Here is a 12,508-nt window from a genome sequence, read left to right as displayed (position 1 = left end):
CGTGACCACCACGCTGACCAAGCCGCAACAGCCCGGGAAGGTCACCCACCGCGAGTGGCAGCACCACTCCCGTCCGGCGGTCCGCCGGCGCAACTGGGCCGGCGGGCTGGCCGGATGGCTCTGGCTCGTCGTCGTCGCCGTACCCCTGTACTGGACCCTCATCACCAGCCTCAAGGCCCAGAACCGCTACTACGCGAGCAACCCACTGGTGCCTCCGAGCAACCCCACACTGGACAACTACCAGCTGGTCATCGAGTCCGACTTCGCCCGCTACTTCGTGAACACCGTCGTGGTCACCGCCGGCGCCGTGGTACCGGCGGTCGTGTTCTCCTTCATGGCCGCCTACGCGATCGTGCGCGGCTGGCGCATGCGGGCCCTGCGCAGGATGAACGGGCTGTTCCTCATGGGCCTGGCCATACCGCTGCAGGCGACGGTGATCCCGCTCAACCTGATCACCATCAGACTGCACCTGTACGACAGCCTGCTGGCGCTGATCCTCCCGTCGATCGCCTTCGCGATCCCGCTGTCCGTGCTGGTGCTGGCCAACTTCATCCGCGACGTGCCCAAGGAGCTGTTCGACTCGATGCGGGTCGACGGCGCCACCGAATGGACGACACTGTGGCGGCTGGCGGCACCGCTGACCCGGCCGGCCATCCTCACCGTGACCATCTTCAACGCACTGACCATCTGGAACGGATTCCTGCTGCCACTGGTCCTCACCCAGAGCCCCGAGCGCCGGACCCTGCCGCTCGCGCTGTGGACCTTCCAGGGCCAGTACGGAGTCAACGTCCCCGCCATTCTCGCCGCCGTCGTCCTCACCACCCTGCCCGTCCTGGTCCTGTACGCGTTCGGCCGCCGTCAGCTGCTCAGCGGTCTGACCGCCGGGTTCAGCCGGTGACCGTCGTTTCGGGACCGCGCCGACCCCAGGCCTGAAACGGCTTCCTGTTCCCGCTCGTCTACCTGTTCACCCGTCGCCCCCGGCCTGGCCCAGGGGCCATGGGTGTGGGAGGAAAGTGACCGCCAACGTGGCCGTAGAGCCCACCCCCGAAATCCCCCTCTGGAACGACCGTGCCCTTCCCGTCACCACGAGAGTCGACGCCCTGATCGACGCGATGACCCTTCAGGAGAAGACCGCCCAGCTGTACGGAGTGTGGGTGGGCGCCTCCGACGAGGGCGGCGAAGTGGCCCCGCACCAGCACGACATGGAGGAGGCCGTCGATCTCGGGGCGCTGCTGCCCAGCGGACTGGGGCAGCTGACCCGCCCCTTCGGCACCGTCCCCGTCGACCCCGCCGTGGGCGCACTCTCCCTGGCGCGCACCCAGGCGCGCATCGCCGCGGCGAACCGCTTCGGCATTCCCGCCGTCGCGCACGACGAGTGCCTGGCCGGCTTCGCCGCCTGGGGCGCCACCGCCTACCCCGTCCCGCTGTCCTGGGGCGCCGCCTTCGACCCGGACGCGGTGCGCCGCATGGCCGCCGCCATCGGACGCGACATGCGCTCCGTCGGCGTCCACCAGGGTCTCGCGCCCGTCCTCGACGTCGTCCGCGACGCCCGATGGGGCCGCGTGGAGGAGACCATCGGCGAGGACCCGTACCTCGTCGGCACCATCGGCACCGCCTACGTGCAAGGCCTTCAGTCCGCCGGCATCGTCGCCACCCTCAAGCACTTCGCCGGCTACTCCGCCTCCCGCGCCGGACGCAACCTCGCCCCCGCTCCCATGGGGACCCGCGAGCGGGCCGATGTCCTGCTGCCCCCGTTCGAGATGGCCGTCCGCGAGGGCGGTCCCCACTCCGTGATGCACGCCTACACCGACACCGACGGCATACCCGCCGCCGCCGACGGGCAACTGCTGACCGGGCTGCTCCGCGACACCTGGGGTTTCGAGGGCACCGTCGTCGCCGACTACTTCGGCATCGCCTTCCTGAAGACCCTGCACGGCGTCGCGGCCGACTGGGCCGACGCCGCCGGCACCGCACTCGCGGCGGGCGTCGACGTCGAACTGCCCAACGTCAAGACCTTCGGCGCCCCTCTCGTGCAGGCCGTCACCGAGGGCCGCGTACCGGAGGAGCTCATCGACCGCGCCCTGCGCCACGTCCTGCTCCAGAAGGCGATGCTCGGCCTGCTCGACCCCGACTGGAGCGCCGTACCGGCCGCGCTCGACGGCGCCGACCTCGACGACCCGGAAGCCCTGCGCGGCAGGATCGACCTGGACCCGCCCGGGAACCGCCGACTGGCACGCGAGATCGCCGAGAAGGCGGTCGTCCTGCTCACCAACGACGGCACCCTGCCACTTGTCCGGCCGCGCCGCATCGCCCTGCTCGGTCCCAACGCGACCGAGCCGACCGCGGTGCTGGGCTGCTACTCCTTCCCCCAGCACATCGGCGTCCGCCACCCCGGGACCCCGCTCGGCATCGAGCTGCCCACGCTGCGCGACACCCTCGCCGCCGAGTTCCCCGACGCCGAGATCACGGTCGCCCGCGGCACCGGAATCGACGACGGAGACCTGTTGGGCATCCGCGAGGCCGCCCAGGCGGCGAGCGAGGCCGACATCGCCGTGGTGGCGCTCGGCGACCGCGCCGGGCTCTTCGGGCAGGGCACCAGCGGCGAGGGATGCGACGCCGAGACGCTGGTCCTGCCCGGTGCGCAGCAGCAACTGCTCGACACCCTGCTCGACACGGGTACCCCTGTGATCACCGTGCTGCTCGCGGGACGGCCGTACGCCCTGGGCCGGGCCGCGGACGAGTCCGCCGCGATCGTGCAGTCCTTCTTCCCGGGCGAGGAGGGCACGCACGCGATCGCCGGAGTGCTCAGCGGCCGTGTCAATCCCTCCGGACGTCTCCCGGTCAGCGTGCCGCGCTCGCCGGGCTCCCAGCCGGCCACGTACCTCGGCGCGCGGCTCGCGCACGCCAGCGCGGTGTCCAACATCGACCCGACCCCGGCGTTCGCCTTCGGCCACGGCCTGTCCTACACGCGCTTCGACTGGACCGACCTGACCGTGGCCGCCCAGGAGGCTCCGACAGACGGGGAGTTCACCCTCGCCTTCACCGTCCGCAACACCGGCGAACGGCCCGGGGCCGAGGTCGTCCAGCTCTACCTGCACGACCCCGTCGCCTCCGTCGTCCAGCCGGTGCAGCGCCTCGTCGGCTACACCCGGCTCGACCTGGAGCCGGGCGAGGCACGCCGCGTCCGTGTCACGGTCCCGGCCGACCTCGCGTGCTTCACCGGACGCGACGGCCGGCGCGTCGTCGAACCGGGCGAGCTGGAAGTGCGGTTGGCGGCTTCCAGCGCGGATCCGCGCCTGACGGCCAGGGTCACACTGACCGGGACCGAGCGCCACGTGGACCACACGCGGCGCCTGCACGCCACGTTCGAGCAGGACGCCGGCTAGAGGACTGCTGAAGATCCTGGGTTCCGGCCCCGCCGCGTCAGCGGCGGGGCCGGACTCGTGTGGTGGTTCAGTTCGAACGGCTCGGCCATCCGGACGCCGAGAGGACCCGGCAGAGGCTCCAGCGCCCGGCACCACAGCACCAGCATGGCGGGAGCGCTCCCGCGCACTCCGGCCGTCGGAGCATGGGAAACGAGGAGCACGCCGGCCACCGGCGCGCCGGCCCGGCGAGGCGGCGCCGCGTTCGACGACCGGCGGCCCGGTCCGCGGACTGCTCCCGCGCGGGATCCGCGTCAACGCGGTCAGCCCCGGCCCGGACGCTCCGGGAATGAGGGCGGTGACCGTTCAGCCGGGGGCCCGCGGCAGCCCCGGCGACTCGGCGATCTCCTGTTCGGCCGCTTCGATGACCGACAGCACGGCCGACGTCGCTGCTGTGGGATCACCGGCCGCAACGGCCTCCACGATGGCGCGGTGCGCCGGCAGTGAGGCCTCGACGGCGCCGGGGGTCTGGGTGCTGACGTGGAAGCTGTGTTCCAGCGCGATGTCGACCGCGCGGCCCAGGGAGCCGAGCAGGCGGTTGCCGCTCGCGTCCAGCAGAGCGCGGTGGAAGGCGATGTCGGCCTCGACGTAGCCGCCGCGCCCGGGCCTCACCGCCGCGGCCTCCATGGCCGCCAGGGCGTCGTACAGGGCGCGCACGTCATCGGGCCGGGCCCGGCCGGCGGCGAGCCGGGCGGCCTCCGGCTCGACGATCCGGCGCAGTTCGCCCGTGTCGCGCAGCAAGGCCGCGGGATCCCCGGCCTGTTGCCAGCGCAGCACGTCGCGGTCCAGGTGGTTCCAGTGCTCCGGGGCCAGCACGCGCGTACCCGTACGCGGGCGTACCTCCAGCATCCCCTTGGCCGCCAGGGCCTTGACCGCCTCCCGCAGCGCGCCGCGGCTGACGCCGAGCTCGGTGGCGAGCGCGTCCTCGACCGGCAGCGGCCGCCCCGGCTCCCAGGCACCGCAGGCGATCCGCCGCCCCAGTTCGTCGACCACGCGCTGATGCATGGTCCGGAAAGCCATCACGATCTTCGTTCACCCCCTGGACGCCATTCATTGAATCATTTAATGATTGTCCCACGCTACGGGACGGCGCGCCGGTCGGCACACGTGCCACCGGAGCAGACGACACCACGAGCCACAGGAGCGGGCGACATGACGGACGCTGAGACGACGGGCCGCCGCAGCCAGGCGTGGTTCGGCGCGGAAGGCCGCAGCGGGATGCTGTACCGCTCCTGGATGCGCAACCAGGGCTTCGGCCACGAGGTGTTCGACGGGCGCCCCGTCATCGGCATCGCGACCAGCGCCTCCGAACTCGCCCCGTGCAACGCCCATCTGACCCGTGTCGCCGAAGCCGTCAAGCGCGGTGTGTGGCAGGCGGGCGGCTTCCCGCTCCAGTTCCCGACCATGGCCACCGGCGAGACGCTGATGCGCCCCACCGCCATGCTCTACCGCAACCTCATGGCCATGGAGGTCGAGGAGCTGATCCGGGCCAACCCGCTCGACGGCGTCGTCCTGCTCTCCGGCTGCGACAAGACGACGCCCGCCATGCTCATGGGCGCCGCCAGCGTCGACCTGCCCGCGGTCATGGTCACCGGCGGGCCGATGCTCAACGGCAAGTACCGCGGTCAGGACGTGGGGTCCGGCACCCACGTGTGGAAGTTCGAGGAAGACCTCAAGACCGGGCGGATGACGCAGGAGGAGTGCTTCTTCGCCGAAGGCTGCATGGCCCGTTCCAACGGCCACTGCATGACGATGGGCACCGCCTCGACCATGGCGTGCATGGCCGAGGCACTGGGCATGCAGCTCCCCGGCTCGGCGGCCTGGCCCGCCGTCGACTCCCGGCGGATGGAGACCGCGCAGGCGGCGGGACAGCGCATCGTGCGGATGGTGGAGGAGGAGCTGCGCCCCTCGCGGATCCTGACCCGGGAAGCCTTCGAGAACGCCATCCGGGTCAACGCGGCGATCGGCGGCTCCACCAACGCGATCATCCATCTCACCGCGCTCGCCGGACGTGTCGGCGTCGGCCTGGGCCTGGAGGACTTCGACGAACTGGCCCGCGTGGTGCCGACCCTGGTCAATCTGATGCCCAGCGGCAGGTACCTGATGGAGGACTTCTGCTACGCGGGCGGGCTGCCCGCCGTCATGGCCGAGCTGCTCCGGGGCCGACTGCTCCACGGCGATCAGATCACCGTCACCGGCCGCGGCGTCGCCGAGAACGTCGCGGAGGCCGAGCGCGTCAACCCGGACGTCATCACCGGCCTGGACGCCCCCTTCCAGCCGGCCGGGACCGGTACCGCCGTGCTGCGCGGCAACCTGTGTCCCGACGGAGCGGTGATCAAGCAGTCGGCCGCGTCACCGCACCTGCTCACCCACCGCGGTCCCGCACGGGTCTTCGACTCCCCCGAGGCGTACCACGCGGTCGCCGACGACCCGGAACTCGACGTCGACGAGGACACCGTCATCGTCATCCGCAACGCCGGTCCCAAGGGCTACCCCGGCATGCCCGAGGTCGCCAACGTGCCGCTGCCCGCCAAGCTGCTCAAGGCGGGCGTGACGGACATGGTGCGTGTCTGCGACGGCCGGATGAGCGGCACCGGGTACGGGACCGTGGTGCTGCACGTGGCCCCCGAGGCGGCCGTCGGCGGCCCCCTCGCCCTGGTGCGTGACGGCGACCCGATCGTCCTCGACGTCCCGAACCGCACCCTGCGCCTGGACGTGACCGACGCCGAACTCCGGCGGCGCCGGGAGCTGTGGCAGGCGTCCGCGCCGCGGTACACCAGCGGCTACACCTGGCTCTACACCCAGCACGTCGGACAGGCCGACGAGGGAGCCGACTTCGGCTTCCTGCGCGGCAGCCGCGGCCACGAAGTCCCCCGCGACTCCCACTGACCCCGCCCCCGGCGCCCCGAGCACCCGCACCGGTCCCGAACGCCCCGCGCCCAACACCCGAACGCCCGCACCCGACACCCCACCCCGACCCCGTCCGCGACCCCGGGAGACCACAGCGTGGAACCGGCACCACTCCGCCCCCGCCCCGCCCTCACGCCCGGTTCCGTCCTGCCGGACGACGCCGACCGGGCCGCCCTCGTCGCACGCGTCCACGACCCGGAGTGGGACGGGCCGTGTGTGGCCGCGGTGCGCGGCGAGCAGGTGGTCGACCTGACCGCCCTCGCGCCCACCGTCTCCGGCCTGCTGGAACGCGACGACGCGGTCACGGTGGTCCGCGAGGCCGGCGGTGGCCGGGTCTGGCCCCTGGCCGAACTGCTGGAGGCGACCGCGGCCGGCCGCCGCGACGTCCCGCGCCTGCTCGCCCCCATCGATCTCCAGGTGATCAAGGCGGCGGGCGTCACCTTCGCCCGGAGTCTGCTGGAGCGCGTCATCGAGGAGCGCGCGGGCGGCGATCCGGCGCGCGCCGCCCAGGTGCGCGAGCGCGTCCGGCAGGCGGTGGGAGGCGCCCTTGCGGGCCTGCGGCCCGGGTCGCCGGAGGCCGGCAAGGTCAAGGAGCTGTTGGTCTCCGAGGGGCTGTGGTCGCAGTACCTGGAGGTCGGGATCGGGCCGGATGCGGAGGTGTTCACCAAGGCCCCGGTCCTGTCCGCGGTCGGCACCGGAGCCGACATCGGAGTGCTCGCCGCCTCGGTGTGGAACAACCCCGAGCCCGAGGCAGTCCTCGTCGTCGACTCGGGCGGCCGGGTACGCGGTGCCACCCTCGGCAACGACGTCAACCTCCGGGACGTCGAGGGACGCAGCGCCCTGCTGCTCTCCCGCGCCAAGGACAACAACGCCTCCTGCGCGATCGGGCCGTTCGTACGCCTGCTCGACGACGGCTTCGGCCTCGACGCCGTACGCGGGCTCGGCATCGACCTGCGGGTCGACGGCGCGGACGGCTACGTGCTCCAGGGCAGCAGCTCGATGCGCGAGATCAGCCGCGACGTGCTGGACCTGGTGGCCGCGACGCACGGCGCGCACCACCAGTACCCGGACGGCTTCGTGCTGTTCACCGGCACCCTGTTCGCCCCCACCGAGGACCGGCACACACCCGGCGCGGGCTTCACCCACGAGCACGGCGACGTCGTACGGATCTCCAGCCCGCCGCTCGGTGCCCTGGTCAACACCGTCGTCCCCAGCGAGCAGGCCGCGCCGTGGTCCTTCGGCGTGCGGGCCCTGATGCACAACCTGGCCCGGCGCGGCGTGCTGTGACCCCCTCCGGGCGCTCGACGACCCCGAGCACCGCGGTGGCCGCGCCCCGGCGGGCCCGCCGGCCCGCACGTCTCAGCCGCGGCTCGCGCAGCGCCGCCCGCCCGGGGCACGAGCCGCCCGCTCACCCCCGATGGACTGGACGCGCCGGCCCGGCACCACGCCCGCACCGGCGCGACGCCGCCGTGCCCGGCCTGGACCGCGAGGCCGCCGATTCGGCCTGCCACGAGATCGCCCTGCAGCCACGCGAGAAGCTCCTGCTGCGCCGCTACACCCACCTCCTCCCCAACCTCCAGGCCGCTCCGGCGGCGGCCGGAACGCTGTGGGAGGCGCTGATCGAAACCCACCACGATCCCGCCGCCAACCGGTGGCGCCTCCAGCTCGACGACGCAGGGCTGGCCGGGCTGGCGCACGCGGTGCACCTGGAGGCCCTGGCCGGACAGGTCGCACCCCGCAACCGCCTGCACCGCGCTCATGACCTCACCCACCCCCACCCGTCCCCGCCACCACCTTTGTTGGTGAGGAACGCGGTGACGTCAGCAGGTGTGCGGAATCTGGTGGTCGAGGGTGGGATGGTGTGGCCGTGCCCGGCCAGGAGGGGCTGGATTTGGTGAACGGCCCTGGTGAGGGTGCTGCCGTTGACTCCGAAGAGCTGGGCGAGGAGGTCTCGGGTGCCGAGTTCGCGCAGGTAGAGCACGGTGGCCAGGACTCTGTCGTCGGTGGTCAGCTTGTCCTTGGCTCCAGCATCCCGGGCACGGATGCGCCCGCCTCCTCGCTGCTGGAGTCGTCCTTGCTCACGTGACTCGTCCAGTTTCGGGGCCAGGTGGTCGACGAGTTCGTCCAGCGACGCTTCGGGCATGCCGGTCAGCTCCGGGTTGCGCAGAGACCCGGTGCAGAGCTGCGGAGACGGACCGGTGACTGACCGCGGGCTCTTGGCTGCGCTGGTGGTGTCGCGAGGTTGAGGGTGGAGGGTGTGGTTCCAGTCGCCGTGGAAGCGGTGCCGGTGCATGGGCAGGGCGTCGATGTCGCTGTCGGTGACCTTGATGCCGGTGTCGTAGGTGCCCGGGTCGGGTTCGGCGTGGACTGTCAGCCCGGTGCGGGTGGTGGTCGCCGCGATGCTGTTCACGACGTCGTCGTGGCTGGTCAGGGGGTGGCCGGGCCAGTTCATGGAGATGTGGGAGAACAGCCGGTGCTCGATCTTGTTCCATTTCGAGGTGCCCGGTGGCATGGGGCAGACCGTGATGTCCAGGCCTGTCCCGGCGGCCAGGGCTGCGAGTTCGGTCTTCCAGGCGCGGGTGCGGTAGCCGCCTGATCCGCCCGCGTCCGCGGTGATCAGCAGACGGGTGGCGGCCGGATAGTCGTGCCGGCCCCGGGCCTGCCACCAGCGGCGGATGGAGGCGACGGCGAACGGCGGTCCGCGTTCTTGTAGTCGCCGACGAGTTCCTTCTTCTTGGTGTCCACGCTGATCACCGGCTGGCCGGCCCCCATGTGCCCTCTGGCCTGCTCGTTGATGCAGCGGAACCGGGCGTCACGGTCCGGGTGCTGCCTGCCCTCAAGGGTCTTGGCGCCGGCCCGCAGGCTGAAGCCCTCCTCACGCAGCAGGCCGGCGACCGTGTCCGCGCTCACCCGGTGCCCCTGACGGGTGAGCGCGGCCGCGAGGCTCCTGGTCGACTTCACTGTCCAGCGCAGCGTCGACATCGGATCGCCCCGCTCATCAGGCTCCACCAGTGCCAACAGCGCGGGCTGAAGACCCGGATCAAGGTCCGCGGCCTTCTTTCCTCCCGAAACGAGGCCCGTCGTAGCGCATGATCGGGCGCGGTCTCCGGTACCGGGCCGCCGAGACCCGGCATCAGGGCGAGGGCTGCTTCCGGGTACCGCAGGCGCCAGGTGCCGGTGACTTCGAACCTTCCCGGGGCCCGGCGCCTGCGGTGCTGACTCAGGTCCCAGCCCAGGCCGTGGCCGGGTGGGTCATGCAGGATCTCATCAGCTGTCACGTTCATCTCGCAGCTGGTGTCACCGCCCAGTCTCTCCATCAGCCGGAGCGTGAACACCGAAATGCGAGGCAGGCATGACATCGAAGTGCGAGTTAGCAAGGCGGGGGCCGGAGCTGCCGCTGACAGGACCGTCCGGGCAGGCGACTCATGAGGGCGACCACCCGACTGAGACCCCCGCACGCCGCACGCTACCGGGGCCGGTATGGGTGGCGTCGATGGGTGGTCCGCTGATCGTGGTTCCGCTCTCGGCGCTGCAGCAGTGGGGCGGCTGCACCGAGGCCGGGATGATCCTTGGCGGCGACACCCCGGACGACCACGACCGCGCCTGCGCGGTGGACAACCTCGCCGCGGTGATCGACATAGGTCCTTCCGGCGCACGGGCGCTGGGAGTAATTGTCAAGAATTGCGGATCGGCGGGGTTGTTCGGGCCGCGGTGGCCTCGGGGCGTTCGATGAGGTGACCGTTCTCGAAGCGGGCTTCGGCGCGGACCAGGGCGACGAGCTTGGGTGCGGTGATCGCGCGCCAGCGGGCCTGGGCGGACTTCGGCAGTGCGTCGGTCACGTTGCGGGTTTTGTGAATCCAGCACCTTTGGTGTCTGGCCTGCGGAAACACCTCCGCGAGGGCCCGCCACAGGCCCATCGCGGCGTCGCCGACCACGAGCTCGGGGTCGTGCATCCCGCGCCGGCGGCAGTCACGCAGCAGGTCCGCCCACGACTCCGTCGATTCCCGCAGACCCTCGGCGAGCGCGATCAGCTCCTTGGTGCCGTCCAGCCGCACGCCCATGAGGACCAGGACGCAGGAGCGCACCTGGCCGGGACGGATCTTGGGGTGGACCCCGTCGGCCCAGACGTAGACGTAGTCGGATCCGGACAGGTCGCGGGCCTGGAAGGCGGCGTGGTCGTCCTGCCGCTGTTTCGTCAGCCGGGTCACCGTTGCCGGGGAGAGTCCGGCCGCCGAGCCCAGGAACTGCTCCCTCGCCGGCACGAAGTCGCCGGACGACAATCCGTGCAGGTAGAGCAGGGGCAGGGACTCGCTGGTCTCCGGGGACTTCCGGCACCACGGCGCCAGGATCTTCGACGAGAACCGCTTGCGCTCACCCGTCTCGGTGTCGACGCGCTTGCCGTTCACCCGGGGGCTCGTACCTGGACCGGGCCGGCAGCCGTGGTCACGGTCCGCTCGCGGTGATGGCCGTTGCGGACCACCAGGCGGCGGCCCGTCCCGCTCTTCGGCCAACTCAACCATGCACTGGTTGACTTCGGTCTCCAGAGCGGCGGCGAGCATCCGCCTCGCGCCCTCGCGGACGATCTCGTCCATCAGGGAGCCGGTCTCGGTGATTCCGTCCTCGTTGACTACGTTCAGCACGGGCGTGCCTTCCCGCCCCGCGGTGCAACGCGGCCCTGCTCGATGACCTTGAGTCGATCACTCGGGGAGGTACGCCCTCCGCGTTCCGCGAGGCACCCCTCCCGAGGCCGATCCGCAAGTCCTGAGCATTGCTCGATGGTCCCTCGGAGGTGACACCTGCCAAGAGGGGCCCTCGATCGTTCGGAGGAGGTGGGTGGTTTGTGTGAGGGCTGTGTTGGTGGGGTGCTGGGGTAGTGCCCCCTGCTTCTGGTGAGTGTGCTGGGCGTGGGGCGAGGAGTTCGTGTTGTGGTGCCCGGTGGTGCTGGGTCACCTTGCCGCGGAGGCCGTCCTTGTGCTCGTCTCGGGTCGGATTGCCGGGTGTGCGGGGGAGTGGTTCGCAGTTGGAAAGTTTGGTGGGTGCCGCGTCGGCAGGCATGGCGTGGTGATCCTCGGGTCTTCGCTGGTCTTCGATGGGGGGAACAACGGGACGGTGGGCTTCTGGGGTTTCGTGCCCGGGGTGAGCGTGTTTTGTGGAAGCTGGTGGTTTCGTCGTGACGGTGGACGGCGTCCTGTGCCGGGCGATAGTCTCGATTCCTGACTTCGGCATGTTCTCGGTTGAGTGGCGGTTCGCCCGATCCATCCCGGGTTCATCATCGGAAACGGGGGTTAATCGACGTGAAAGGTATCGTTCTGGCCGGGGGGAGTGGGACGCGGCTTTATCCGCTGACTCATGCCGTGTCCAAGCACTTACTGCCTGTCTACAACAAGCCGATGATCTACTACCCGCTCTCGGTCCTCATGCTCGGCGGCGTCAAGGACATTCTGGTGATATCGACTCCGTCGCATGTCGGTCTTTTCCGGGGGTTATTGGGTGACGGGAGTCGGCTTGGTCTCTCCATTGAATATGCTGAGCAGTCGCAGGCCAACGGTATCGCGGAGGCTTTCGTCATCGGTGAGAAATTCATCGGGGATGATTCGGTGGCGCTCATTCTGGGTGACAACATTTTTCACGGCCCCGGTCTTTCGGGTCTGCTGGGTGATCAGTGCAAGAATGTCGACGGATGTGTGCTGTTCGGCTACGCGGTGAAGGACCCGGAACGCTACGGGGTCGGGGAGATTGACGGCCGGGGTGAGCTGGTGTCACTGGAGGAGAAGCCGGTGAAACCCAGGTCGAACCTGGCGATCACCGGGCTCTATCTCTACGACAACGGTGTGGTGGACATCGCGCGGAAGGTCCGGCCGTCCGCGCGTGGCGAGCTGGAGATCACCGATGTCAACCGGGTGTATCTCCGGCAGGGAAGGGCCAGAATGGTCGATCTGGGTCGCGGATTCGCCTGGCTCGACACCGGAACACACGATTCCCTGCTCCAGGCCGGGCAGTACATACAGGTTCTGGAAGAGCGTCAGGGTGTACGGATCGCCTGCCTGGAGGAGATCGCTTTCCGTATGGGATTCATCGACTCCGCCGCCTGCTACGAACTGGGCGGGCAGCTGGGGAACACGGACTACGGTGCCTATCTCATGGCCATCGCGAGTGCGGATCACTGAGGGGGCGGC

Annotated in this window: 8 protein-coding genes and 2 pseudogenes; 7 read left to right on the top strand and 3 right to left on the bottom strand. The window is 70.8% G+C overall.

Annotation, left to right across the window (positions count from 1 at the left end; all coding sequences use genetic code 11):
- The first annotated feature begins 1 nt into the window (after nucleotide 1).
- Together V1L54_RS27585 and V1L54_RS27580 are read left to right on the top strand one after the other, a co-directional pair.
- Nucleotides 2-898 carry a carbohydrate ABC transporter permease gene (locus V1L54_RS27585; RefSeq protein ID WP_330120874.1) on the top strand — a complete coding sequence of 299 codons (897 nt, stop codon included), beginning with the start codon at nucleotides 2-4 and terminating at the stop codon, nucleotides 896-898.
- 115 nt (nucleotides 899-1,013) lie between these two features.
- Nucleotides 1,014-3,386 carry a beta-xylosidase/alpha-l-arabinosidase gene (locus V1L54_RS27580; protein ID WP_330120873.1) on the top strand — a complete coding sequence of 791 codons (2,373 nt, stop codon included), beginning with the start codon at nucleotides 1,014-1,016 and terminating at the stop codon, nucleotides 3,384-3,386.
- Between the two features lie 342 nt (nucleotides 3,387-3,728).
- Here V1L54_RS27580 and V1L54_RS27575 read toward each other — a convergent pair whose 3' ends face one another.
- Entirely contained in the window at nucleotides 3,729-4,442 is a 714-nt protein-coding gene (locus V1L54_RS27575) for a FadR/GntR family transcriptional regulator (RefSeq protein WP_330120872.1), read from the bottom strand.
- A 132-nt stretch (nucleotides 4,443-4,574) separates the two neighbouring features.
- On the opposite strand from V1L54_RS27575, the gene V1L54_RS27570 reads away from it, so the two are divergent.
- The 3 genes from V1L54_RS27570 (at nucleotide 4,575) to V1L54_RS29600 (ending at nucleotide 8,230) form a co-directional block, all read left to right on the top strand.
- Nucleotides 4,575-6,311 (top strand): IlvD/Edd family dehydratase, encoded by a 1,737-nt coding sequence (locus tag V1L54_RS27570; protein ID WP_330120871.1) that lies wholly within the window; start codon nucleotides 4,575-4,577, stop codon nucleotides 6,309-6,311.
- Nucleotides 6,312-6,428: 117 nt separating this feature from the next.
- The gene (locus tag V1L54_RS27565) at nucleotides 6,429-7,619 is read left to right on the top strand and encodes a fumarylacetoacetate hydrolase family protein (RefSeq protein WP_330120870.1); all 1,191 of its coding nucleotides are present in this window, start codon (nucleotides 6,429-6,431) and stop codon (nucleotides 7,617-7,619) included.
- Nucleotides 7,562-8,230 (top strand): DUF6417 family protein, encoded by a 669-nt coding sequence (locus tag V1L54_RS29600; RefSeq protein ID WP_443076811.1) that lies wholly within the window; start codon nucleotides 7,562-7,564, stop codon nucleotides 8,228-8,230. Before V1L54_RS27565 ends, V1L54_RS29600 begins: the two co-directional genes overlap by 58 nt.
- Here the strand turns inward: V1L54_RS29600 and V1L54_RS27560 are convergent.
- Nucleotides 8,149-9,398: pseudogene (locus V1L54_RS27560) on the bottom strand (ISAzo13 family transposase); the annotation flags it as partial. The gene V1L54_RS29600 and the pseudogene V1L54_RS27560 sit on opposite strands and share 82 nt — an antisense overlap.
- A 286-nt stretch (nucleotides 9,399-9,684) precedes the next feature.
- Between V1L54_RS27560 and V1L54_RS27555 the strand changes: the two are divergent.
- On the top strand, nucleotides 9,685-10,065 hold the full coding sequence (locus V1L54_RS27555; protein WP_330120869.1) for an Imm21 family immunity protein: 381 nt from the start codon (nucleotides 9,685-9,687) through the stop codon (nucleotides 10,063-10,065).
- On the opposite strand, the pseudogene V1L54_RS27550 reads toward V1L54_RS27555, so the two are convergent.
- Nucleotides 10,040-10,972 (bottom strand): annotated as a pseudogene (locus tag V1L54_RS27550) (IS256 family transposase); the annotation flags it as partial. The gene V1L54_RS27555 and the pseudogene V1L54_RS27550 sit on opposite strands and share 26 nt — an antisense overlap.
- A 654-nt stretch (nucleotides 10,973-11,626) precedes the next feature.
- On the opposite strand from V1L54_RS27550, the gene rfbA reads away from it, so the two are divergent.
- Nucleotides 11,627-12,499 (top strand): glucose-1-phosphate thymidylyltransferase RfbA, encoded by an 873-nt coding sequence (gene rfbA / locus V1L54_RS27545; protein ID WP_330120868.1) that lies wholly within the window; start codon nucleotides 11,627-11,629, stop codon nucleotides 12,497-12,499.
- Nucleotides 12,500-12,508: the final 9 nt, after the last annotated feature.

Origin of the sequence: Streptomyces rubellus, from assembly GCF_036323805.1 — a bacterium.
GTDB lineage: Bacteria > Actinomycetota > Actinomycetes > Streptomycetales > Streptomycetaceae > Streptomyces.
The sequence above is the reverse complement of the archived record's forward strand: the minus strand, read 5'-3'. Positions and strand labels throughout refer to the sequence as shown.